The sequence below is a fragment of the Selenomonas sp. oral taxon 920 genome, from assembly GCF_001717585.1.
In the GTDB taxonomy this organism is placed as follows: domain Bacteria; phylum Bacillota; class Negativicutes; order Selenomonadales; family Selenomonadaceae; genus Centipeda.
This window is the reverse complement of the sequence record NZ_CP017042.1, coordinates 1,603,847-1,626,809: the sequence shown is the minus strand read 5'-3', so window position 1 is coordinate 1,626,809 and position 22,963 is coordinate 1,603,847. Positions and strand designations below refer to the sequence as shown.

At 57.2% G+C, this 22,963-nt stretch carries 20 protein-coding genes and 1 pseudogene; 20 read left to right on the top strand and 1 reads right to left on the bottom strand.

Annotation, left to right across the window (positions count from 1 at the left end; genetic code table 11):
* The first annotated feature begins 3 nt into the window (after positions 1–3).
* The 14 genes and pseudogenes from ispG (at position 4) to BCS37_RS07695 (ending at position 15,027) form a co-directional block, all read left to right on the top strand.
* Entirely contained in the window at positions 4–1,083 is a 1,080-nt protein-coding gene (ispG, locus tag BCS37_RS07760; RefSeq protein WP_069180914.1) for a flavodoxin-dependent (E)-4-hydroxy-3-methylbut-2-enyl-diphosphate synthase, read from the top strand.
* Positions 1,080–2,791: pseudogene (locus tag BCS37_RS07755) on the top strand (proline--tRNA ligase). The gene ispG and the pseudogene BCS37_RS07755 overlap by 4 nt, the downstream one beginning before the upstream one ends.
* 113 nt (positions 2,792–2,904) lie before the next feature.
* A complete protein-coding gene (locus BCS37_RS07750) occupies positions 2,905–3,351 on the top strand; it encodes an Hsp20 family protein (protein WP_069180913.1) in 447 nt (148 codons plus the stop codon).
* A 38-nt stretch (positions 3,352–3,389) separates the two neighbouring features.
* Positions 3,390–4,178, top strand: coding sequence for a CheR family methyltransferase (locus BCS37_RS07745; RefSeq protein ID WP_069180912.1), 789 nt, complete (start codon positions 3,390–3,392; stop codon positions 4,176–4,178).
* Positions 4,175–5,104, top strand: a complete 930-nt coding sequence (locus BCS37_RS07740; RefSeq protein ID WP_069180911.1) for a phenylacetate--CoA ligase family protein — start codon at positions 4,175–4,177, stop codon at positions 5,102–5,104. The genes BCS37_RS07745 and BCS37_RS07740 overlap by 4 nt, the downstream gene beginning before the upstream one ends.
* Positions 5,094–5,810: an orotidine-5'-phosphate decarboxylase gene (gene pyrF, locus BCS37_RS07735; protein WP_069180910.1), complete on the top strand. Its 717-nt coding sequence runs from the start codon at positions 5,094–5,096 to the stop codon at positions 5,808–5,810. The genes BCS37_RS07740 and pyrF overlap by 11 nt, the downstream gene beginning before the upstream one ends.
* Entirely contained in the window at positions 5,807–6,382 is a 576-nt protein-coding gene (pyrE, locus tag BCS37_RS07730) for an orotate phosphoribosyltransferase (protein ID WP_069180909.1), read from the top strand. Before pyrF ends, pyrE begins: the two co-directional genes overlap by 4 nt.
* 12 nt (positions 6,383–6,394) lie before the next feature.
* Positions 6,395–7,087 (top strand): hypothetical protein, encoded by a 693-nt coding sequence (locus BCS37_RS07725; protein WP_069180908.1) that lies wholly within the window; start codon positions 6,395–6,397, stop codon positions 7,085–7,087.
* A 15-nt stretch (positions 7,088–7,102) separates the two neighbouring features.
* Entirely contained in the window at positions 7,103–8,335 is a 1,233-nt protein-coding gene (locus BCS37_RS07720; protein ID WP_069180907.1) for a methionine gamma-lyase family protein, read from the top strand.
* Positions 8,336–8,556: 221 nt separating this feature from the next.
* Positions 8,557–9,675 (top strand): ABC transporter ATP-binding protein, encoded by a 1,119-nt coding sequence (locus tag BCS37_RS07715; RefSeq protein WP_069180906.1) that lies wholly within the window; start codon positions 8,557–8,559, stop codon positions 9,673–9,675.
* Entirely contained in the window at positions 9,668–11,323 is a 1,656-nt protein-coding gene (locus BCS37_RS07710; protein ID WP_069180905.1) for an ABC transporter permease, read from the top strand. The genes BCS37_RS07715 and BCS37_RS07710 overlap by 8 nt, the downstream gene beginning before the upstream one ends.
* Positions 11,324–11,381: 58 nt before the next feature.
* A complete protein-coding gene (locus tag BCS37_RS07705) occupies positions 11,382–12,413 on the top strand; it encodes an ABC transporter substrate-binding protein (RefSeq protein WP_069180904.1) in 1,032 nt (343 codons plus the stop codon).
* Between the two features lie 114 nt (positions 12,414–12,527).
* On the top strand, positions 12,528–14,270 hold the full coding sequence (locus BCS37_RS07700; protein ID WP_069180903.1) for a sensor histidine kinase: 1,743 nt from the start codon (positions 12,528–12,530) through the stop codon (positions 14,268–14,270).
* On the top strand, positions 14,248–15,027 hold the full coding sequence (locus BCS37_RS07695) for a response regulator transcription factor (RefSeq protein ID WP_069180902.1): 780 nt from the start codon (positions 14,248–14,250) through the stop codon (positions 15,025–15,027). The genes BCS37_RS07700 and BCS37_RS07695 overlap by 23 nt, the downstream gene beginning before the upstream one ends.
* Before the next feature lie 71 nt (positions 15,028–15,098).
* On the opposite strand, the gene BCS37_RS07690 is transcribed toward BCS37_RS07695, so the two are convergent.
* Complete coding sequence (locus tag BCS37_RS07690) at positions 15,099–15,443, bottom strand: cupin domain-containing protein (RefSeq protein ID WP_069180901.1); 345 nt, start codon at positions 15,441–15,443, stop codon at positions 15,099–15,101.
* 388 nt (positions 15,444–15,831) lie between these two features.
* On the opposite strand from BCS37_RS07690, the gene BCS37_RS07685 reads away from it, so the two are divergent.
* The 6 genes from BCS37_RS07685 (at position 15,832) to BCS37_RS07660 (ending at position 22,899) form a co-directional block, all read left to right on the top strand.
* A complete protein-coding gene (locus BCS37_RS07685) occupies positions 15,832–16,188 on the top strand; it encodes a hypothetical protein (RefSeq protein ID WP_069180900.1) in 357 nt (118 codons plus the stop codon).
* Positions 16,189–16,258: 70 nt separating this feature from the next.
* Positions 16,259–18,673, top strand: coding sequence for a replication restart helicase PriA (gene priA / locus BCS37_RS07680; RefSeq protein WP_069180899.1), 2,415 nt, complete (start codon positions 16,259–16,261; stop codon positions 18,671–18,673).
* 124 nt (positions 18,674–18,797) lie between these two features.
* Positions 18,798–19,676, top strand: a complete 879-nt coding sequence (gene ispE, locus BCS37_RS07675) for a 4-(cytidine 5'-diphospho)-2-C-methyl-D-erythritol kinase (protein WP_069180898.1) — start codon at positions 18,798–18,800, stop codon at positions 19,674–19,676.
* A gap of 1 nt (position 19,677) precedes the next feature.
* Positions 19,678–20,415: a GntR family transcriptional regulator gene (locus tag BCS37_RS07670; protein ID WP_069180897.1), complete on the top strand. Its 738-nt coding sequence runs from the start codon at positions 19,678–19,680 to the stop codon at positions 20,413–20,415.
* A gap of 27 nt (positions 20,416–20,442) precedes the next feature.
* The gene (glmU, locus tag BCS37_RS07665) at positions 20,443–21,807 is read left to right on the top strand and encodes a bifunctional UDP-N-acetylglucosamine diphosphorylase/glucosamine-1-phosphate N-acetyltransferase GlmU (RefSeq protein WP_069180896.1); all 1,365 of its coding nucleotides are present in this window, start codon (positions 20,443–20,445) and stop codon (positions 21,805–21,807) included.
* A 138-nt stretch (positions 21,808–21,945) separates the two neighbouring features.
* Positions 21,946–22,899, top strand: a complete 954-nt coding sequence (locus BCS37_RS07660; protein ID WP_069180895.1) for a ribose-phosphate diphosphokinase — start codon at positions 21,946–21,948, stop codon at positions 22,897–22,899.
* Positions 22,900–22,963 lie beyond the last annotated feature (64 nt).

Below are 22,963 nucleotides of genomic sequence, written 5' to 3'. Positions count from 1 at the left end.
GCTATGGTGATGTATGAACGCCGCAGGACGCGGCAAATCCACATTGGGCCGATCCCCATCGGGGGGGATGCGCCCATCTCCGTGCAGTCCATGTGCAATACCAAGACAACGGATACGGAGGCGACCGTTCAGCAGATTCGTGAGCTTGCGGCAGCAGGCTGCGATATCGTGCGCGTTGCCGTACCCGATATGGCGGCAGCGAAGAATCTCGGCAGCATCGTGCGCCAGGTAAAGACACCGCTCGTCGCGGATATCCACTTTGACTACAAGCTTGCACTCGAAGCGATGGCGCAGGGGGTTGCGGCACTGCGCATCAACCCCGGCAACATCGGCGGGACAGAGCGCGTGAAGAAGGTGGTCGCGGCAGCGCGCGAGGGTGGGATTCCCATCCGCATCGGCGTCAATGCCGGCTCGCTTGATCACAAGCTGCTCACGAAGTACGGCGGTGTTACGGCGGAGGCACTCGTGGAATCTGCGATGGAGCATGTACGCGTGCTTGAGGAACAGGACTTCTACGATATGAAGATTTCGCTGAAGGCGCACGACGTTCCGCTGACGCTTGCGGCATACCGTTTGATGAGCGAGCGCGTGGACTATCCGCTTCATCTCGGCATCACGGAGGCGGGTACGGCGGGCACTGGGATCATAAAATCCTCGGTCGGTGTCGGTGCACTCCTTGCCGAGGGCATCGGCGATACGATCCGCATCTCACTGACGGGCGATCCCGTAGTCGAGGTACGTACGGCGAATGAAATACTGAAAGCCCTCGGACTCAAAGAGTATGGGCCGACGCTTGTCGCCTGTCCGACCTGCGGGCGCACGAGCATCAACCTCGTGGAGATCGCGGAGAAGGTCGAGGAGCGTCTGCGCGGCATGGAGGATCCGATTGAGGTCGCCGTGATGGGCTGTGTTGTCAACGGTCCCGGCGAGGCTCGCGGCGCGGATGTCGGCATCGCAGGCGGCAACGGCGAGGGGCTGATCTTTCGCAAGGGCGAGGTCGTACGAAAGGTGAAGGAAAAAGAACTGCTTTCCGAACTGTTTCGGGAAATTGATGCAATATTGGAGGAACGCAAAACGTCATGAGAGCTACGAATCTGTATGCGCCGACACTCAGAAATACACCTGCGGAGGCAGAGATCGCCAGTCATCAGCTGATGTATCGCGCGGGTCTCATACGCAAGTCGGCGGGGGGATGTATACCTATCTGCCGCTTGCGTGGCGCACGATCCGCAAGATTGAACAGATCATCCGTGAGGAGATGGACGCGGCGGGCGGACAGGAGATCCTCATGCCGATCCTCCAACCCTCCGAACTCTGGGAGGAGAGCGGACGCTGGGGAGCGTACGGAGCAGAGATGATCCGTGTCAAGGATCGCCATGACCGTGAGTTCTGCATGGGACCGACGCATGAGGAGATGATTACGGCGCTCGTGCGCGACGAGCTGCGCTCGTACAAGCAGCTGCCCGTCCTGCTCTATCAGATTCAGGATAAGTTCCGCGATGAGCGCCGCCCACGCTTCGGCGTTATGCGGAGCCGTGAGTTTATCATGAAAGACCTTTATTCTTTCGATAAGGATGTCGAGGGGATGAACGAGTCTTATCGCAAAATGTCGGTCGCATACACGAATATCTTCACACGCTGCGGCCTGGATTTCCGCGCGGTGGAGGCGGACAGCGGTGCGATCGGCGGCGGGCACTCCGAGGAGTTCACTGTGCTCGCGCCCGAAGGTGAGTCACGCATTGCATGCTGCGATGCGTGCAGCTATGCGGCGAGCGATGAAAAGGCGGCACTGCGTCCGATGGATGCACCGGACGAGGCGGCACTGCCGCTTGAAAAGGTGGCGACACCGGGCACGCATACGATCGCTCTGCTTGCGGAATATCTGAAGATTCCCATTGAAAAGACGATCAAGGCAGTCGCCTACCAGGCGGAGGACGACACCCTTATCCTCGCATTCCTGCGCGGTGACCACGAGGTCAACGAGATCAAACTGATGAATGCTGTGTCGGGTGCACGCGAGCTGCGTATGGCAGACGAGGATGCGATCCGTGCAGTCGGCGGCTGTCCCGGCTTTATGAGCCCAATCGGCATTGCGAAGGGCACGCACATCGTTGTCGATGAGACGGCGATGCGGATGCACAATGCGGTTTCGGGGGCAAACGAGGCGGATTTCCACTATATGAATGTGAATCCGAAGCGCGACTTTGGAGATGTGACCGTGGCGGACATCCGTCTCGTTGCGGAGGGAGATGCGTGTCCCGTGTGTGAGAACGGACATCTCCATATCGGACGCGGCATTGAGGCAGGGCAGATCTTCGCCCTCGGTACGAAGTACAGTGAGGCGATGGGCGCGACGTTCCTCGATGAGACGGGAAAGGCACAGCCCATGCAGATGGGCTGTTACGGAATCGGCGTCGGACGCACGATGGCGGCGGCAATTGAGCAGAATCACGACGAGAGCGGCATTATCTGGCCCCGTGCGATCGCTCCTTACGAGGTCGTCGTCGTCGCGGTCAACGCAAAGGATAATGCGCAGCTCGCATACGCAGAGGAGGTCTACGAGGAACTGCGTGCGGCGGGGATAGATGTCCTGCTTGACGACCGCCGTGAGCGCGCGGGTGTGAAGTTCAACGACTGCGATCTGATCGGCTATCCTGTGCGCATCGCGATCGGCCCCAAGACCATCGACAGCGGCAGCATCGAGGTCAAGATTCGCAGGACAGGGGAGCTTGTCAACTTTGCACGCGATACGTATCTAAGGGGCGTGCAGGATATGCTGGCAGCACTTTGAGGCCTTTCAGGGCGGCGTTTATGCACCGCCCTTTTCTGTACGCATATTGAAAAGAATGTCCTTTATTGCTATAATAAAACTATAGATCATAGTCAATGTTGGAGGTGGTCGCTATGTTTCGTCCATTGCCGTTCAATCTGAGAGAGAATGCCGAGAAGGGGCAGGAGATGCTGGGAAAGGCTCTTGAGACCGTGATGGAACATTCGTTTAACCCATTCGATAAGGTGGGCGGGATGCTCTTTCCGTTTCGTGTCGATGTGATCGATTGCGAGAATTGCTACGAGTTGTTTGCGGAGCTGCCTGGATTCACGAAGGAGGCGATTGAGGTTTCCTACAACGAGGATGGTCGTCTGAGAATCAAGGCGGAGCGCGTTGTGCCGGAGGAGCCTGAGGCAAAATACCTCTGTCATGAGCGCAAGGCGGGCGTATTCGAGCGCTCCTTCCTCATTGATGACGTGGATGAGACGGAAGTGTCTGTGTCTTATGAGGCGGGGATTCTCCATGTGATCCTGCCAAAACTTGAGGTAAAGAAGTCTTGCCGTGTCTTTACGATCCAGTAAGATTGAAGATGTAGGGATATGTGAGCGGAGGGTACTATATGTCGGAAGATCGCGACTGGGAGCAGTTTAAGCAGAAGCTGAAGGCAAAGACGGAGATTGATCTCGATCTCTACAAAGAGCCGCAGATGAAGCGTCGGATCAACAATCTGATTACGCGTGCGGGCTATAAGGGCTGCGTCGAGTATTTCGATCATGTCTGTGAAAACAAGGACGACTTTGCTGCGTTCATCGAGTATCTGACGATCAACGTGTCGGAGTTCTTCCGTACGCCGGAGAAGTTCAGCAAACTCGAGACGGATGTCATTCCAGATCTCCTGACGCGTTCCTCAAAGCTCAATATCTGGAGTGCGGGCTGTTCGATCGGCGCGGAGCCGTATTCACTCGCGATCATCATGAAGGAGATGACGCCCGGGACGCGTCACCGCATTCTCGCCTCCGATCTCGACGTTGAGATTCTGGCAAAGGCGAAGCGCGGTGTCTACACGGCAGATGAGATCAAGAGTATGTCACCGGAGCGACGCCGCAAGTACTTTGACGAGGACAATGATCATTTTGCCGTGAAGCAGGAAATCAAGAATATGATCGAGTTCAAGCGGCACAATCTCCTGCAGGACAAGTTCGAGACGGGATTTGATCTGATCCTGTGCCGCAATGTTGTCATCTACTTTACGGATGAGGCGAAGGATCAGCTCTATCGGCATTTCTTCGAGGCACTGAAGCCCGGCGGTATTCTCTTCGTCGGCGCGACGGAGTCGATTCTGAACTTCCGCAAGATGGGCTATACGAGCTTCCAGCCGTTCTTCTATCAGCGGCCGCTCGAGTCATGACGGGGACGGTGCTCACGGAGGAGGGGCGGCTCTCGCTGCTGCTCCGACAGCTCAAATGGGCAGAGGAGAAGACGGCGTTCTACCGCACGGCATTTGAACGCGCAGGCATTCGTGCCGCATCTGTTGCATCATTTGCGGATATGGCACGTTTGCCGTTTTGGGAGAGCGCGGAGGAAGAGGGGGCAGATGCCCCTTTTTTCATGCTCACGCTGCCGCTCTCATCCATTCTGCGCATGAGTGTTCTGCATGATGGAGCGGAACAGGGCAAGATTCACTGCTACACACAGGGCGATGTGGCGCGGCAGGTGCAGTCTGCGGCAGATATGCTTGCCGCATGTGGGGTAAATCGTGCGAGCACCGTGCTCCTCGCGGGAGATTTTACGGACAGTCGGACGCTCGACCTGCAGTATGCACTGGATGGGATCGGTGCGGCAGTTCTGCCGTGTATGGCAGAGACTGCGGCGCACCTCCTGCATGCGGCAGTGCCGGATACCATCATTGCATGGGAGCATGATCTTCCTGCGCTGGCAGATGTGATGGGCAACCTGTGTGTCAATCGACTGATTACGGTTGGAAATCATCCTGCGCCGCAGACGTTTGTACGGGAGATGGCGGAACACGTGGCTGTGCGCCGTGCGCATCTATTTGCGCCGGTGCAGATGGGTGCTCTCGTCGGAGTCACTTGTTCTGTGGGCGCAGGTATCCATCTCGAGGAGCGGCTGTTCTTCGCCGAGGTCGTGGACGATACAGGGCGAAGCTCGCACGCGGATGGTGCGTGCGGACAGCTCGTCCTCTCGACGATCACGGCGGAGGCGATGCCCATCCTGCGGTATCGTACGGGGATTTCGGCGCGTATCGTGCGGGAAAAATGCGGATGTGGAGATGTGCGGCTGCGTGTCATAGAGGAGAAACAACATGGCAGATGAACGACTCATTGCGGCGCTCGATGTGCCGACACGGGGACAGGTGGAGCAGCTTGTTGTGTGTCTGGGGGACAGTGTCAGCTATTACAAGGTGGGCATGGAGCTCTTCTATGCACTCGGCGGAGATATCGTCGCATGGCTGAAGGAGCGGGAGAAAAAAGTATTCCTCGACCTGAAGCTGCATGATATCCCCAATACGGTTGGCAACGGGCTGTGCTCACTGCTGCGTCTCCGTCCCGACATTCTGAACGTCCATACGGCGGGCGGTCTGCGTATGATGCAGACAGCAAGCGAAGCTCTGCATCATGCGGCGGATCAGGCGGGCATTCCCTGTCCAAAACTGATCGGTGTGACTGTGCTCACGAGTATGGATGCAGAGGACTGGGCTGGGCTTGGACACACGGGGACGATTGCCGACGCAGTACTGCGCCGCGCAAAGCTTGCTCAGGAGGCAGGGCTGGACGGCGTGGTTGCTTCTCCTGCCGAGACGGCAGAGATTCGCCGCGCTTGTGGTGAGGATTTTCTTATCGTGACGCCGGGCATTCGTCCCGCAGGCGTTTCACATGACGATCAGAGGCGCGTCATGACACCGGCAGGGGCAATACGTGCAGGTGCATCGCAGATCGTGGTCGGACGTGCGATCTATGCGTCAGAGAATCCGCACGCGGCAGCAGAGGGGATATTGAAGGAGATGGAGGCTGTATCATGACGCAGGAAGAAGTACGCGCACTGCTTGTTGAGACGGGTGCGATTATGGATGGGCATTTCTTGCTGACCTCGGGCCTGCACAGCCCGCACTACGTCGAGAAGTTCAATGTACTCCAGCATCCCGCCTACACGGCGCAGCTCTGCGCTGCAATGGCGGAGAAGTTCAAGGATGCACAGATTGAGACGGTGGTCGGCCCCGTGACGGGCGGCATCCTGCTCGCGCATGAAACAGGCAAGTCGCTCGGGACGCGCGCGATCTTCACGGAGCGCGTGGACGGGAAGATGACGTTTCGGCGCGGCTTCTCGCTGCGCGAGGGCGAGCGCGTTCTCATCGTCGAGGACATTGTGACAACGGGCGGCTCGATCAAGGAGGTCATTGAGGTGGTCAAGGCGGCGGGTGCTGTTCCCGTCGCGGTCTCCATGCTTGTTGACCGCAGCGGCGGCAAGGCGAATTTCGGTGATGTGCCCGCTGCGGCACTTCTTACGATGGATGTGGAGACCTATGCTCCCGAGAACTGCCCGCTCTGTGCGAAGGGCGTTCCGATGACGAAGCGCGGGCGTACGGGCAAGTAAGAGGATTCTGCAATGGCAGAGGAATTCACGGAGAAAGTTGACGCGGTACTTGCGGAGTGGTCTGTGCTCGATGAGCTCCCCGCAGAGATTGAGGGCTTCGTCCTATCGAAAGCGCGGAAGCCGCGTGAGGCACAGTATGAGTTCTTTCGCTACGATCATGCGGCGGAGCACCGTGCTGTTGTCGGCTTCTACGATGCAGCCACGGCCTCATACAAGCTGCGCGCCGAGATCGGCGTGGTGAGCTTTGCCCTGCCGTCGTTCATCTATGGAGATTTGGCAATGTTTGGCAGGGAGATTCAGCGTGCACTGCCGCGTGTGATGGCAGAGCTGCATGCGGATGCTCTGGCAACACAAGAGCTGTTGCCTGTGCGGGAGAGCATCGAGACATGGACGTATGGCACTGCACTTCCTGAGGAGCTTGAGGGCTTCGAACTCTTTGTCCGTCCGTCTGAGCCGGCACAGCTGACGAACGGCTCCTTTCTCATCATTGACTATGTGGACTTTGCGCAGGGCAACGATGTCGGCATCTATTACAACTGCTATCGGAATGAGTTCTTCGGTGAGTATCATGTGAACCATATGCCGTATGTGAGTTACTCGTTTGACGCGGCGGATCTTGAGGAACTGGAGCAGCGGCTGAAACTGCATCTCGTGCCCTATCTGCGCACGGCGCGTGAGCAGTCGGAGTTGGAAAAGAACGGGTAGGAATGGGAGGAAACATTGCAGAGAGACGGGTTAGGCGCACTGCGCGCTGATGTTATTGAGCGGGCACGCGCAGCGTTTGCACGCATGGACGAGACGGCGGAGTTCAATACGCGGAAGGTGCTTGATGCCATGCGGACGTGCCGCGTCTCCGATGCACATTTTGGCGTGAGTGCGGGCTATGCATACAGCGATCTCGGGCGTGAGAAGCTGGACGAGCTCTATGCGCGCGTTTTTGGTACGGAACGAGCGCTTGTGCGGACGCAGTTCGTTTCAGGGACGCACGCGCTTGCGACGGTACTGTTCGGCATCCTGCGCCCCGGCGATCAGCTCGTTTCCATCACGGGCGCACCCTACGACACAATGCAGACCGTGATCGGCTGGGCGCATGAGAGTATCGGATCTCTGAAGGAGTTCGGCGTGGGCTACGATGAGCTGCCCATGCAGGACGGACACGTTGATTTGGCAGGTATCGACCGCATTGTGACGGCACGGACAAGGGTTGCGCTCGTTCAGCGTTCGCGCGGGTACAGTACGCGTGAACCGCTCACGATTGAGGATATCCGTACGGTCAGCGCTCGCATCAAGGCAGCGAATCCAAACTGCATTGTATTTGTCGACAATTGCTATGGAGAGTTCGTCGGTGTCGTTGAGCCGACGGAAATCCCTACGGTCGACATCATGGCGGGCTCGCTCATTAAGAATCCCGGCGGCGGGCTTGCACCGACGGGCGGCTACATCGCGGGACGCAGCGACCTCGTGGAGATGGCCTCCTATCGCCTGACCGCACCGGGGATGGGGGACGAGCTCGGCGCGAGCCTCGTATCGAACCGTCTGCTCTTTCAGGGGCTTTTCCTTGCGCCGCACGTCGTGGCACAGGCACTCAAGGGAGCGGTGTTCGCCGCAGGCATCTTCGAAGGGCTGGGATGTCATACATTCCCGCGTTTTACAGATGTGCGCAGCGATATCATACAGGCAATCGTGCTTGGGGATGCGGAGCGCATGAAGGCGTTCGCACGCGCGATACAGGCGATGTCGCCCGTGGATGCGTTCGCCGCGCCCGAGCCGTGGGATATGCCTGGGTATGCCGACCAGATCATCATGGCAGCGGGGACGTTCGTGCAGGGCGCGTCGATCGAGCTGAGCGCGGACGGTCCGATGCGCGAACCATATTGTATCTACCTGCAGGGCGGGCTGACGTTCGAGCACGCGGCACTCGGCGTGATGGCGGCGGCAGAAGCAATCCTGTGATATGGGGTGCTTAGAGCAACGAAAGACTGAGACTGTTGTATGAACCTGAAATGTTTCGTACAACAGTCTTTTTATTTCCTCCACAGTTCAGTTTTTCGGATAATTTTACAGATTTGTGGATATTCTTTTGCTTATTCTTTTTGTATACTATAAATAATCAGACGAATAGAGAGCGAAAGGATTCGATACTGCTGGAAATCAATAAATTTGGAGGGGAAAATATGAGTGTAGCGATTCACATTGAGAACGCCGTGAAACGATACGGCGATCTCACGATCATTCCGGGGATTACGGAACACATCCACAACGGAGAGTTCTTTACCCTGCTCGGTCCTTCAGGCTGCGGCAAGACAACGCTCCTGCGCATGATCGCAGGGTTCAACAGCATTGAGGGCGGGGATATCCTCTTCAATGAGCAGCGGATCAACGACATTCCCGCGCACAAGCGGAACATCGGCATGGTGTTCCAGAGCTACGCGATCTTCCCGCATCTGACGGTGCGGCAGAATGTGGAGTACGGGCTGAAGCTGCGCAATGTGCCAAAGGCGGAGATGAAGGAGAAGGTCGACCGCATCCTCGATGTCGTGCAGATCGCGGACTATCAGGATCGTCTGCCGGAACGCCTCTCGGGCGGACAGCAGCAGCGCGTGGCACTCGCGCGTGCGATCGTTATTCATCCGAGCGTGCTGCTCATGGACGAGCCGCTCTCGAACCTCGACGCGAAGCTGCGCATTGAGATGCGCTCCGCGATCCGTGAGGTGCAGAAAAAGGTCGGCATCACGACGGTCTATGTCACGCACGATCAGGAGGAGGCACTCTCGATCTCTGACCGCATTGCCGTCATGAATAAGGGCGAGATTCAGCAGACGGCACAGCCGCAGACAATCTATGAGCGTCCGTGGAACATCTTTGTTTCGACCTTTATCGGGCACTCCAACCTGTTCCACGGACGTGTGAAAAAGTCGGGGACAGAGATGAGTGTCATCTTCCGGAGCGGTCATGAAATGCCAATGTCGAATCTCGGTGAAGAAGCAGAGGACGGCATGGATGTCGTGATCTCCGTGCGTCCCGAGGAGCTCTCGATCCAAGACGACGGTCTGCCGTGCAAGGTGAAGACGAAGGTCTTCCTCGGCAAGTACATCAACTACAGTCTGGACTTTGACGATGAGATGATTCTGCCGCATCAGGCATCGCTCGAGTTCTCGCAGGATCTCGGTCATGCGACGCAGCAGCTCGAGGTGGGGGACACAGTGCACCTGCGTCCGAATGCACGAAAGGTCAATATCTTTACGGCGGACGGTTCGCGCAATATCCTGAAGGATGTGGTGCGCTATGAATAAGCTCAATCTCCGTTGGGATTTCTGGACCGGGATTACGCTGCTCTCCATCGCGGTATTCAGCCTGTTCCTCATCTATCCGCTCTTCTCGCTCTTTGCATCAGCGTTCCAAGACGCGGTGACGGGAGAGTTTACGCTCGCACATTTCTCTCATTTCTTTGAGCGGAAATACTACTATCAGTCGATGATCAACAGCTTCAGCGTGACGGCGTGCGTGACGGTACTCGCGATTGTGATCGGCACGGCACTCGCGTACTTTATGACGCTCTACCGTATCCGTTTCAAGAGTGCGCTTGAGATCTGCATCATCATCTCCCTGCTCTCGCCGCCGTTCATCGGCGCGTACTCGTGGATCCTCATCGGCGGGCGCAGCGGCATTTTGACGCAGTGGCTGCAGGATGCGTTTCAGTACGAGTTCCCGTCGATTTACGGATTTTCGGGCATCCTGCTCGTTCTGACCCTGAAGCTCTACCCGTTCATCTACCTCTACGCAGCAGGTGCAATGAAGAACATCGATTCCGCGCTCATCGAGGCGGCGGAGAGCCTCGGGTGCAGCGGCATCCGCAAGGTGGTGACGGTTATTGTGCCGCTCATCACGCCGACGATTCTCGCGGGCGCACTCATGGTCTTTATGAACGCAATGGCGGACTTCGGTACGCCGATGCTGATCGGCGAGGGATTCAACGTCATGCCGGTCATGATCTACTCGGAGTTCATCAACGAGGTCGGCGATCAGGCGAATTTCGCGGCGGCAATGGCGGCGATCATGGTTGTCATCACGTCGACGATCTTCCTCCTGCAAAAATACGTTGTGAGCCGCAAGTCCTTTACGATGAGCTCCCTCCGTCCCATCGAGGTAAAGGAGATGAAGGGCGCGGGAAATGTCACCGTGCACGTCCTGATCTATCTGCTCGTTGCACTGTCGATGATTCCGCAGCTGGTTGTGATCTACACCTCGTTTCTTGAAACGCGCGGTGCAGTCTTTACAGGCGGCTACTCGCTCGACAGCTATACAACGATCTTCAGCAGCCTCGGCACAGCGATTTCGAACACCTACCTCTACAGCACGGCGGCGATTCTTGCCATCGTATTCCTCGGCATGACGGTCGCATACCTTACGACGCGGCGCAAGAGCATGCTCACGGACATTATCGACACACTCACGATGTTCCCGTACATCATCCCGGGCTCTGTTCTTGGTATCACGCTGCTGCTCGCGTTCAATGAGGAGCCGATCCTGCTCTCAGGGACAGCGCTCATCATCATCATCTCACTCGTTATAAGGCGTTTGCCCTATACACTGCGCTCAAGTTCCGCGATCCTCTATCAGATCAGCCCGAGCATTGAGGAGGCATCTATCAGCCTCGGTGCCTCGCCGCTCAAAACGTTCTTTAAGGTGACGGCGATCATGATGCTGCCCGGTGTCATGAGCGGGGCGATCCTCTCGTGGATCACGGCGATCAACGAACTCAGTTCCTCAGTCATTCTCTTCACAGGGGCGACGAAGACGATGTCGGTCGCGATCTACACGGAGGTCATCCGTGCGAGCTACGGCACTGCGGCGGCGCTCTCGACCATTCTCACGCTGACGACAATCGCTGCGATGGTGACCTTCTTCAAGGTCTCGGGCAGTAAGGATGTCACACTCTAGTGCTTTCAGGCAAATGCCTTTTGCATAGATGTCTTTTCGGTCAAAGGAGGTTCTTTTCATGAAGTTCAAGAAAATGTTTGCCGTCCTTGCAGCATCCCTGATGCTCGGCGGCGCTCTCACCGGCTGCGGCGGGGGAGAGAAAAAGCAGGCAGCGGCAGACGACAATTCGCTGGTCATCTACTGCCCGCATCCGCTTGCGTTCATCAATCCTCTCGTGGAGGAGTTTGAAAAGCAGAGCGGCGTAAAGGTCGAGGTCATTGCGGCGGGCACGGGCGAGCTCCTCAAGCGCGTCGAGTCCGAGAAAGCGAATCCGCTCGGCGACATCTTCTGGGGCGGCTCGCTGAACACGATGAAGCCGAAGGCGGATCTCTTCGAGAACTACACCTCGGTGAACGAGGATCACATCCAGACGGCGTTCAAGAACACCGAGGGGCCGATGACGCGCTTCACGGACATCCCGAGCGTCATCATGGTCAACACGAACCTCCTCGGCGATGTGAAGGTCGAGGGGTATGAGGATCTCCTGAATCCTGCACTCAAGGGCAAGATCGCATTTGCTGATCCGTCGAAGTCCTCCTCCTCCTACGAGCACCTCATCAACATGCTCTACGCGATGGGGAATGGCGATCCCGACAAGGGCTGGGACTATGTGGAGAAGCTCTGCCGCAATCTCGACGGGAAGCTGCTCTCCGGCTCGTCTGCAGTCTACAAGGGCGTAGCGGACGGTGAGTACGCCGTGGGTCTTACGTTCGAAGAGGGCGGCGCGAAGTACGTTGCGGACGGCGCACCCGTGAAGCTCATCTACATGAAGGAGGGCGTTATCTCCAAGCCCGACGGCATCTACATCATCAAGAACGCAAAGCACATGGAGAATGCGAAGAAGTTCATCGACTTCATCACGAGCAAGGAAGCGCAGAGCATCATTACGTCACAGCTCCACCGCCGCTCCGTGCGTGACGATGTGGATCCGCCCGTCGGCCTCCTGCCGAAGGATCAGATCAAGATCATTGACGATGAGGAACAGGTCGTCGAGAAGAACAAGAAGGCCTGGCTCGACAAGTTCAAGGATATCTTTACGAGCGTACAGTAATCTTTGTATCAGCATACAATACCGGAGGGCGTGCATCCTTCCGGTATTTTGTATTTGCAGAGATTCTGCTATAATGAATTTGTATTTGTGTACAATGCGTGGAAAGGAGGGGCTATGCGGCGGTTTCAAGATGAAGTGCGCAGTGCGCTCTTAAAATACGCGCTCACGCCGGGTCTCCTCGTTGCGTTCATCTGCATCTTTCTCGCCGCCCTCTACTGGGAGCGCAACGTCGTGACGCGCACGGCAGAGGAGGCGCGTACGGCGGGCGAGATATTCACGGAACTGACGCATGACTATGAGGCACGTGCGGCAGCGCTTGCGATGAACGGCACGGCGCCGATTCATGGGACGGCACAGGAGCGCCGCCTGTATTTTGAGCGCCTGTATGCGGAACTGAGTCTGCATGGAACGCTCCCGCGCTTCTATCTTATGGATGCCGAGCGGCAAATGCTCTTTCAGACACACGCGGGCATCCCTTCCTACCTCGAATCGCCGCCGCCGCACTGGGGCGTACTCTCACGCATGGATACGGCAGAGGGCTGCGTTCAGGAATTTGTCCCGCGTGGGGAACATGAATGGGACTATGTTGTCGGTCAGGCGATTCATGCCCCACTTCCTGTGGGGCAGGTGCATGGGGCGGTGCCTGCGAAAACGGAGGGCTATGCTGTATTCGTTATGTCCGTGCAGGAACTGGCGAAGCGCCTTCAGACCGGCGAGAAGATACACGTTGTCCTTGCGGATCGCGCCGGACGTGCGCCGTTTTCCACCATGACGATCTTTCGCGACCCCGTCTTTCACAAGATCGTGCCGGAAGTTGCGGATGCACATGGGCTGGTCGAGGTGGAAGGGCAGCAGTTCTACGTGGTGCAGGAGCCTGTATTGGACGGACATTTCACCGTCTACGCGATTCTGCCCGTCGGCAGCCGCATCGCGCAGTTCGCGACGGGGGCAGCGATTCTCCTTGCCGTGCTCCTCCTCATGGTGCCGCTGATCTTTTTCCGCGTACGCCGCGAGACAGCAGAGAAAACGCGCGCAATGGATGAGATTGTTGCCGCATTCCGCACCGTGCGCCACGGGAATCTGGAACGGGAACTTGTCATTCAGACGGGGAACGAGTTCGAGGAGATCGCAGGCGAGTACAACCGCATGGTACAGAGTCTTGTGCGGCTGATGCAGGAAAATGAAGAGAGGGCACGTGTGAGTGTGATCTCGGAGCTGCGACAGCTCGAATCGCAGTTTAACCCGCATTTCCTCTTTAACACACTTGAGAATATCAAGTTCATGACAAAACTTGATCCCGATGCTGCTGTGCGTATGATTACAGCGCTCTCCGCACTCCTGCGCTACAGCATTGACAATCGCGTGCAGCGCGTGCCGCTTGCCGAGGATATCCGCCATCTCGAGAACTATATTGAGATTCAGCGGCAGCGTTTTGGTGCGCGTCTGAACTATTCTCAGGAGATTGCAGAGAGTGCAAAGGCGTGTTTTGTGCCGAAACTCCTCCTGCAGCCTGTCGTAGAGAATGCCATCCACTATGGTGCAAATGCGGAGGGGGAGATTCATATCACGACACGGATTGCCGCTGCAGACGGGAATCTGCACATCCGTATAGAGGATGCGGGAACGGGTATGGAGGCGGAGACACTGAAACATCTGCGCTGGATGATGGAGCGCGGGGAAAACAGCTCCATACACACGGGAATCTACAACATACATCGCCGCATTCAGCTCCTCTACGGCATGGAATACGGCATAGAGATTACGCGGCGTGCAGAGGGCGGCACCTGTGTTGCGATGCTCCTGCCAATGGACGATGGAGAGGGAGGTGTGTGCGATGCTGCGCGTGCTCATCGTTGAGGATGAGGAGATCATCCGCCGAGGGCTGCTCTGTACGATCGACTGGGCAGGTATGGGCTGCATTGTCGTGGGAGACGCGCCCGACGGAAGGACAGGGCTGGAACTCCTGCGTACTGAGCATCCCGATGTCGTCCTGACGGACATTCGCATGCCGCGCATGGACGGCATTGAGATGGCAGAATGTGCGCGCGCGGAGGGCATCCTGCCGAAGCTCGTCTTTTTGACCAGCTATGCAGAGTTTGGCTATGCAAAGAAGGCAGTCCGCCTGCAGGCGGCGGACTATCTGCTGAAGCCAGTGGATGAGGCAGAACTCTCCGCGCTTATGCAGCGTCTTATTGCTGCGGGGACAGGCGGCAGAATGGGAATCACGGAGGGAATCGACTGGCGGCGCTATTTCGAAGATGAGACACTCAATCCCTATGTACGGCATGCAATGGAGCGGATTCAGCACGATTATCGGGAGAAGCTCAGCATCGAACTCCTCGCCGAGGAGGCGGGCGTGAGCGCGAGCTATCTCAGCCGCAAGTTCAAGGAGGCGGCGGGGCAGACCTTTCTCGAAATGCTGACGCGCGAGCGCCTGCAAAATGCGATCGCACAGCTCTCCTCAGGAAAGTATCGCGTCTATGAGGTTGCCGAGGAGAACGGGTTCGGCGACTACAAGAATTTTTGTACGGTGTTCAAAAAGTATATGAAATGTTCGCCGCGTACATTTTTGCAGCAGACAAGGGGGACTGCACCGCAGCAGGGGGAAGAATAAGAACAGCAAACACCCGCAGCGAAAGAGCTGCGGGTGTTTGCATTCAGGGAGAAATATGTACTGATGTGTTTTTACGCTGCGGGAAACGCAACGACGAGGAGCATTTTGAACGGCGTTTCCTTTGCCGCATAAACGGAGTGCGGATGGTTCGAGGGCATGACGATGCTCTCACCTTCTTTGAGCGTGTAGGTTTCATCATCGATTTTGATGACGCCTTCCCCCTCGAGCGCCGTGACAAGCGCGTCACCCGTGGAGGCGTGCGTGCTGATGCCCTCGCCCTTCGCGAAGGCGAAGAGTGTGACGCCGATCCCCTTGTTCTGGACGAGCGTCTTGCTGACGACCTGTCCCTCTGCGTATGCGACCTGCTCCTTGAGCAGGAGTGCCTGTTGATGCTGGATATTGTTCAGGATTGCCATGATGTTTCCTCCTTGTGAATCTTGTGTGTTTCTGTGCATAGCATACACGGAATGCGATGCAAAGGATGTGATTCAAGCAACAGCGGCAAGAAAACTGAGAAAAAATCTCAAATTTGTCAAGTATTTGCCTCAATCTTTTCGATGATGAGGCGCTGTACCCATTCGAGCAGCATACGGCGACCTGCGTTCCGCTCCTGCACCGTGCAATAGGGGCACCTAGGAGATCGGCAAGCTTTGTTAATATTAACGGCAATGAGTGTAAAATGTCCTGCCAGAATTTTACAAAGTCTTTTATCTTTTCGCAAAACATATCTTTTCTTGTTGTCAAACATCGTCTGTTGCCCTATAATAACGCATAGATTGTTTTGGAAATGGAACGGAGGAACTTATGGCATTGGATCGCAGCGGCGTTATCGAGCAGGTTCGCAGGATGTCCGACGCACCGTCGGTTTATGAGGGGCTGAAGAAAAAGGCGGAGACATTTCTGGGAGCTGTGGACACGCCGCAGGAAAAATCTGCGTTTCGGACACTCATTGATGAGATCAAGAGCGATGTGCTGACGATCGACCAGCTCATCAGCTTCACGGACTCGCCGGACGGCGTTGCCGTATTTGGTGCGCAGAAGGCGGGCGAACTTGCTGCTGCAGCAAAGCAGGCGAAGGCGCAGGGGGAAGATACCTGCATCTGCCCGGCGTGCCAGGCGGGCAAGGAAATCCTTGCGAATCGGGCGGCAATTGCATCGTAGGAATGTATAGAAAGGAGCTGTTGCACGAACGCATTCGTGTAACGGCTTTTTTGGTGAAGAAAGTGAACATATGACCGTTGCGGATGTCTATATCAATACTCCGGTCAAGAGCCTTGCGCAGGAATTCACATACATTCTGCCCGAAACGCTGACACAGGTCGATGTGGGGTGGCGTGTATTCGTTCCATTTGGCCGCGTGCGCAAGGAGGGCTTTGTCACCTGTGTGCGCACCTACGATGCAGCGCGGGATGGACAGCATGCGCTGAAGGAGATCATCGATGCGGTGGATGAGGAGGCGTGGTTCTCCCGCGAGCTGCTTGCCGCAGCACAGGAACTCGCGGACTTCTACCTCTGCTCGGCGGCGGAGATTATGCGGCTCTTCATGCCGGGTAAGAGCGGGCTGCGCATCTTCCCGGTCTATGCGGCAGCGGAGGATGCGGATACGGCGCACCCCATACTCGCGGATGCACAGGCGCGCGCCGTTTTCTCCCACCTGCGTGAAACCGGCGGTCAGAGCATGGCAGCGCTGCAGCGGGCGATGCCTGCGGCTGCAGTGGAGGGGTGCGTGGAAAAACTGCTGCGCTATGATCTCGTGCGTAAGGAATACCGTGCCGACAAACGCGACAAGGCACACTATGAGAAGTTCTATACAGCCGGGGAGATTACGGATGAGCGGCTCGCGGGGCTTTCCCGCAAGCCCGCGCAGGCGCGGGCGCTTGCACTCTTTCGTGAGAAGTACGAATATGCGCGCGCAGAACTCGATGAAAAAGGAGTTTCGTCTGCGACCATCAAGCATCTTGTTGCGGCAGGGCATCTGACCGAGCATCAGCGGCGCAGGCTGCGTTTCAGCTATGGTATGGGAGCGACTGCTGCATATGCCGAGGCGCTGACGGATGCACAGGCGGCGGCGGCTGCACAGCTGCACGCAGGGATTGCGGAGGGCGCATTTCATGGATATCTGCTGCACGGCGTGACGGGCAGCGGCAAGACGCGTGTCTACATTGAGACGGCGCGTATCGTGCGTGCGCGCGGGCGGCAAGTGATCGTACTCGTACCGGAGATCGCCCTCACGGGACAGCTCATTACGGCATTTCAGGAGGTGTTTGCAGACGACATTGTTGTGCTGCACAGCCAGCTCTCACTCGCAGAGCGCAACGATTCGATTTTCCGTGTACGGCGTGGGGAGGCGGGCATCATCATCGGTGCGCGCTCCGCACTCTTCACACCCGCAAATGATATCGGTGCCATCATCCTCGATGAGGAACAGGATATGTCGTACAAGCAGGACGAGGCACCGCGCTATCATGCGCGCGTGGTCGCGGAAGTGCTGGCGCGTCGTCACGGCGCACTCCTCGTGCTCGGCAGTGCGACCCCCTCGCTCGAGACCTATGCGCGGGCCCAGGCGGGGGAGCTGACGCTGCTCGCAATGCCGGAGCGGATCGGCAGTCAGCCGCTGCCGCGCGTCCGTGCCGTCGATATGCGCGAGGAGCTGCGGCGCGGGCGGCGAACGATCATCTCGCCTCCGCTGCGTGAGCTTCTTACCGAGACGCTTGCGCGCGGCGAACAGGCGATCATCATGCTGAATCGACGTGGTTACTCCACGTTTATCATGTGCCGCTCCTGCGGTGCAGCGATCACCTGCACAGCGTGTGGGCTGCCGCTCGTCTACCACGCAAACGGAGCACTCCTTTGCCATCACTGCGACCTGCGTGTGTCCGTGCCCGAGACCTGCCCGAAATGCGGCAGCCGTTACATCAAATACTTTGGATCGGGCACAGAAAAGCTCGAAGAGGAACTGGGACAGATGCTCCCTGCGGCGCGAGTCGTGCGTATGGACCGCGACACAACGGGACGAAAACTCGCGCATGCGGAGATCCTGACACGGTTCCGCAGGCGTGACTTCGACATCCTGCTCGGCACGCAGATGGTGGCAAAGGGACACGATCTGCCCGGCGTGCAGACGGTGGGCATCATCAGCGCGGATGCGAGCCTCAACCTGCCGGATTTCCGTGCGGCGGAGCGTTGTTTCATGCTCATCACACAGACCGCAGGACGAGCGGGGCGCCACGGCGCACGCGGGGAGGTCATTGTGCAGACCTACAACCCCGAGCATTATGCTGTACAGACCGCCATGCAGCAGGACTATGCCGCTTTTGCGGCACAGGAACTCGCACTGCGCCGCGAGCTTTTTTATCCGCCGTTCAGCCGCCTCGTGAAGCTCCTCTTCCACAATTTGAGCCGCACGCGCGCATGGAACGAGGCACAATCCTTTGTCGCCGCATTTCAAACGGAATTTGCAGGAGCAAACGGATGCGTGGTGATCGGCCCATCGCCCGCGCTGATCGAGCGCGAGCGAAATGAATACCGCTTCATCGCGCTCATCAAGACGGATACACTTGCCGATGTGCAGGCGTATTTGCGCGCACAGGGACTTCATCTGCGCGACGATATCGCCATTGATATCGATCCAATCGCAATTTTTTGAGAAATAATAGAAAAAACCATTGAATATAATTGGAAATCCTGTTAATCTGGACATAGAAGGAAAGACGAATGCTGCGAAGCGGCATAAATCAGCTTTCCTCAGAGCAATGGAGGAATGACTTCCTATGGTGACGATTCTCGGACGGGCGAAGATCAATCTGACGCTCGATATTCTCGGGCTTCGAGAGGACGGGTTTCACGAGATTGCGACGGTGATGCAGTCCCTCGCGCTCGCGGATACACTCACACTCACGCGGCAGGAGGAGGGAATTACGCTGCGCGTGGATCTGCCGGGATTGGAGGCGGATGAGCGCAACCTGGCTCATCGTGCGGCGGCTCTTGTGAGAAAAGAGTGCGGCATTCGCGGCGGTGTCCACATCGACATCACAAAGCGGATCCCCGTTGCCGCAGGCCTTGCCGGGGGAAGTGCCGATGCGGCGGCTGCGCTGCGCGGAATGAATAAACTCTATGCTCTGGGACTCTCGGATGCGGAGCTCTGTGTGCTCGGCGCACAGATTGGGTCCGACATTCCCTTTTCCCTCATGGGCGGGACGGTACTTGCGACTGGACGCGGCGAGATTATGCAGCGCCTCGCGGACTTCCCGGCAACCCATGTTGTTCTTGCCACGCCTCCTGTGGCTGTCTCGACGCCGTGGGCATACCGCAGCTACGATGCAAATCCGCCGGCGGAGCATCCGAATAATGCAGCGTTCTTGGATGCACTCGCACGCGGTGATCGAACGCGCTGCGCAGGCCTGATCTGCAATGTGCTCGAACCTGTGACGGAGGCGGCACATCCCGTGATTGGCGACTATCGTGCACGTATGCACGCACATGGTGCACTCTGTGCGATGATGTCGGGCAGCGGGCCGACGGTGTTCGGGCTCTTTGCAGAGGAGCAGACAGCGGCAGCGGCAGCGGCAGCGTTCCGTCAGGAGACGGATGCCGCCGTGCATCTGACGCGTACGGCAGGCAGGTACGAGGAACGAAACAGAGGGAATTGATATGCAGGGAAAACTATCTCCGGTTGTTGTGAACAGCTATCAGCCGCTTCGTGAAATTGTCTGTGAGGTGCTGCGCGATGCCATTCGCGGCGGGATTCTAAAACCCGGTGAATGGCTGAAGGAGACCGATCTCGCAGACGAACTTCTCGTCAGCCGCACGCCCGTGCGTGAGGCGATCCGAAAACTTGAGCAGGAGGGCTATGTCGTCACCGTACCGCGGCGCGGTGCCTATGTCGCAAGCGTATCCATCCGCGACATCAACGAAATCTTTGAGATCCGCGCGGCACTCGAGGCACTTGCCTGCGAGCTGGCGGCGGAGCGGATTACCGATGAGGAACAGGAACGTCTGGAACGTCTCCTCGTTGCTATTGGGCGTGCCATCGAGGAGCGCGATATGGATCGCATCGTACGAACCGACATCGAGTTTCATGAGCTCCTGTATCAGGCTGCACGCAACGAGCGTCTGCTCGCGATCATCGGCAATCTGCGCGAGCAGCTCACGCGCTTTCGCACGATTTCAATGTCCTATCCGGGACGTCTCAAGGCGACGCTCGAGGAACACCGTGCGATTGTGGATGCCATCGGCTCGGGCGATCCGCGCCTCGCACGGAAGGTGGGCGCAAAGCATATGGAAAATTCGGAGAAGACACTGCTTTACGCCATTGAGGAACAGGAAAAAAAGACAGGTACCACCCTCGTGAAACGCAAGGGTAAAAAGACAAAGGAAAATGTTGAGTAGGCATTTTTGGAGAATGGGAGGAGCATAATGTTGGACTTTGTTACAGTCATATTGGCAGCGGGCAAGGGCACGCGCATGAAGTCGAAGCTGCCGAAAGTCCTGCACCGTGCAGCGGGGAAATCCATGCTGCAGCATGTCATTGACGCGGCAGATGCGGCAGGTGCGCGGCGCAACATCGTAGTCACGGGCTTTGGCGGTGAGACGGTACGTGAGGCCATCGGGGACAGTGTGGAGTACGTGGAACAGCGCGAACAGCTGGGTACGGGACACGCTGTTCTGCAGACGAAGGAGCTGCTCGCAAAGGAGCACGGAACCATCATGGTGCTCTGCGGGGATACACCGCTTCTGACGGCAGAGCTCTTGGCGCGCTTCCACGAGGAACATGTGCAGACGGGGGCAAAGGCGACCGTGCTCACAGCGATCATGCCGAATGCGAAGGGATATGGGCGCATCGTGCGCCGCGCAAACGGCGAGGTCTTGAAGATTGTCGAACACAAAGATGCGACGGAAGCAGAGCGCGAGATTCACGAGGTCAACGCGGGCATCTACTGCTTTGACGCACAGGCGCTTTTCTCGGCACTCGCGAAGGTCACGAACGACAATGCGCAGGGTGAGTACTATCTCCCGGACGTGCTCAGCATACTGCATGATGCGGGCGAGAAGATCTGGGCGGTCGTCGCAGACAACTACGAGAGTACGCTCGGCATAAATTCGCGCAGTCAGCTCGCTGTGGCAGAGCGTATCCTGCGCCGCCGCAAGGTCGAGGAGCTCATGGCGGACGGTGTTACGATCATCGACCCGCAGAGCACCTTCATTGATGCTGAGGTGCGCGTCAGCATGGATACTGTCATCTATCCCTTTACCTTTTTGGAGGGGAGCACGGTCATCGGTGCAGACTGCGAGATCGGCCCCAGTGTGCGCTTTCAGAACATGGTGATCGGCGACAAAGTCAAGGCGCACTATGTCTACGCACACGATGCCGAGGTCGAGAGCGGGGTAGATCTGGGACAGTTCAACCACATCCGTCCGGACAGCCATATCGGCGCAGGGGTCAAGATGGGGAACTTCGTTGAGGTCAAGAACTCTAATATCGGCACGGGCTCAAAGCTGCCGCATCTCTCCTACATCGGGGACTGCGACATGGGTGCTCACGTCAACATGGGCTGCGGCACGATTACGGTCAACTACGATGGAAAGAATAAGTTCCGTACGACGATTGCGGACAATTCCTTTATCGGCTGCAATTCCAATCTTGTCGCCCCTGTTGCCGTGGGGGAGGGGGCCTATGTTGCCGCTGGTTCAACCATTACGCGTGATGTGCCGGCTGGAACCCTCTCTGTCGCGCGTGCGCGTCAGAAGGAGATCGACGGCTGGCATGACAAACGAAAATGAGACTCGCATATGATTCCCGCATAAGGCTCTGAACAATGTGAAAAAGAGGGGGAACGCTCTTCCAAAAACAAACAGTGCGTGTTATACTATCTATAGATTTGTGTATAGACGCGTCTGGCTTTTAGGAGGAACAGTGAGATGAGTTTTCCGACCGACAACGTATGCATCCTGACGGGGAATGCGAATCCCCAATTGGCAAAGGACATTGCAGACCGTATCGGCATACCACTCTGCGAGGCTTTCGTCGGACAGTTCAACAACGGCGAGATCCAGGTGATGATTGAGGAGAGTATTCGCGGGAAGGATATCTTCATCATCCAGCCAACCAGCTTCCCCGTGAATGACAATCTCATGGAGCTGCTTATTCTCACGGATGCGTGCAAGCGTGCTTCCGCCCACAGTATTACGGCGGTTGTTCCGTACTATGCCTATGCCCGTCAGGATCGCAAGACGCGCGGGCGCGAGCCGATCTCGGCAAAACTCGTTGCCAATCTCATGACGACGGCGGGCGTGACGCGTGTTGTTACGGTTGATCTGCACGCGGGTCAGATACAGGGATTCTTTGATATCCCCGTGGACCATCTCGCGGCTGCGCCCGTCTTGGCAAACTATTTCCGCGAGCAGGCGATTGATGATCTCGTCGTTGTTTCGCCGGATCTCGGCGGCGTCACGCGTGCACGCATTATGGCGGATTTTCTCCATGCACCGATTGCGATTATTGAGAAGCGCCGTCCGTGCCCCGGCTGTGCGGAGGTCATGAACCTCATCGGCGAGGTCGAGGGAAAGACAGCACTGCTCATCGATGATATTGTCGATACGGCAGGCTCTCTCTGCGAGGGGGCAAAGGCCCTCAAGGAGCGCGGGGCAAGACGTATTCTTGCAGCGTGCTCGCATGCAATTCTCAGCAACCCGGCGACCGAGCGTCTAAACGCCTCGGTCATCGACCAGCTTGTCATCACCGACTCTATTCCGATTCTGCCTGAGAAGCAGTCCGATAAACTCGTCACACTCTCTCTCGCACAGTCCCTCGCGGATGTCATTGTGCGGATTCAAAGTCATCGTTCCGTGAGCCTGCTCTTTAACCATCATTAAACAAACAGGCTTCGCGCAGAAAGAGAAGGGGCGTCGAGGGAATCACTGATCAAATTAGGTTCGT

What these genes read in the sequence shown, in the direction of transcription:
- BCS37_RS07670 (WP_069180897.1), top strand. Translation starts at nt 19,678, where the DNA reads ATGCAGGGAAAACTATCTCCGGTTGTTGTGAACAGCTATCAGCCGCTT.
- BCS37_RS07750 (WP_069180913.1), top strand. Translation starts at nt 2,905, where the DNA reads ATGTTTCGTCCATTGCCGTTCAATCTGAGAGAGAATGCCGAGAAGGGG.
- BCS37_RS07690 (WP_069180901.1), bottom strand. Translation starts at nt 15,443, where the DNA reads ATGGCAATCCTGAACAATATCCAGCATCAACAGGCACTCCTGCTCAAG.
- BCS37_RS07710 (WP_069180905.1), top strand. Translation starts at nt 9,668, where the DNA reads ATGAATAAGCTCAATCTCCGTTGGGATTTCTGGACCGGGATTACGCTG.
- BCS37_RS07715 (WP_069180906.1), top strand. Translation starts at nt 8,557, where the DNA reads ATGAGTGTAGCGATTCACATTGAGAACGCCGTGAAACGATACGGCGAT.
- BCS37_RS07740 (WP_069180911.1), top strand. Translation starts at nt 4,175, where the DNA reads ATGACGGGGACGGTGCTCACGGAGGAGGGGCGGCTCTCGCTGCTGCTC.
- BCS37_RS07700 (WP_069180903.1), top strand. Translation starts at nt 12,528, where the DNA reads ATGCGGCGGTTTCAAGATGAAGTGCGCAGTGCGCTCTTAAAATACGCG.
- priA (WP_069180899.1), top strand. Translation starts at nt 16,259, where the DNA reads ATGACCGTTGCGGATGTCTATATCAATACTCCGGTCAAGAGCCTTGCG.
- glmU (WP_069180896.1), top strand. Translation starts at nt 20,443, where the DNA reads ATGTTGGACTTTGTTACAGTCATATTGGCAGCGGGCAAGGGCACGCGC.
- BCS37_RS07705 (WP_069180904.1), top strand. Translation starts at nt 11,382, where the DNA reads ATGAAGTTCAAGAAAATGTTTGCCGTCCTTGCAGCATCCCTGATGCTC.
- pyrF (WP_069180910.1), top strand. Translation starts at nt 5,094, where the DNA reads ATGGCAGATGAACGACTCATTGCGGCGCTCGATGTGCCGACACGGGGA.
- BCS37_RS07685 (WP_069180900.1), top strand. Translation starts at nt 15,832, where the DNA reads ATGGCATTGGATCGCAGCGGCGTTATCGAGCAGGTTCGCAGGATGTCC.
- BCS37_RS07745 (WP_069180912.1), top strand. Translation starts at nt 3,390, where the DNA reads ATGTCGGAAGATCGCGACTGGGAGCAGTTTAAGCAGAAGCTGAAGGCA.
- BCS37_RS07725 (WP_069180908.1), top strand. Translation starts at nt 6,395, where the DNA reads ATGGCAGAGGAATTCACGGAGAAAGTTGACGCGGTACTTGCGGAGTGG.
- pyrE (WP_069180909.1), top strand. Translation starts at nt 5,807, where the DNA reads ATGACGCAGGAAGAAGTACGCGCACTGCTTGTTGAGACGGGTGCGATT.
- ispE (WP_069180898.1), top strand. Translation starts at nt 18,798, where the DNA reads ATGGTGACGATTCTCGGACGGGCGAAGATCAATCTGACGCTCGATATT.
- BCS37_RS07660 (WP_069180895.1), top strand. Translation starts at nt 21,946, where the DNA reads ATGAGTTTTCCGACCGACAACGTATGCATCCTGACGGGGAATGCGAAT.
- ispG (WP_069180914.1), top strand. Translation starts at nt 4, where the DNA reads ATGGTGATGTATGAACGCCGCAGGACGCGGCAAATCCACATTGGGCCG.
- BCS37_RS07695 (WP_069180902.1), top strand. Translation starts at nt 14,248, where the DNA reads ATGCTGCGCGTGCTCATCGTTGAGGATGAGGAGATCATCCGCCGAGGG.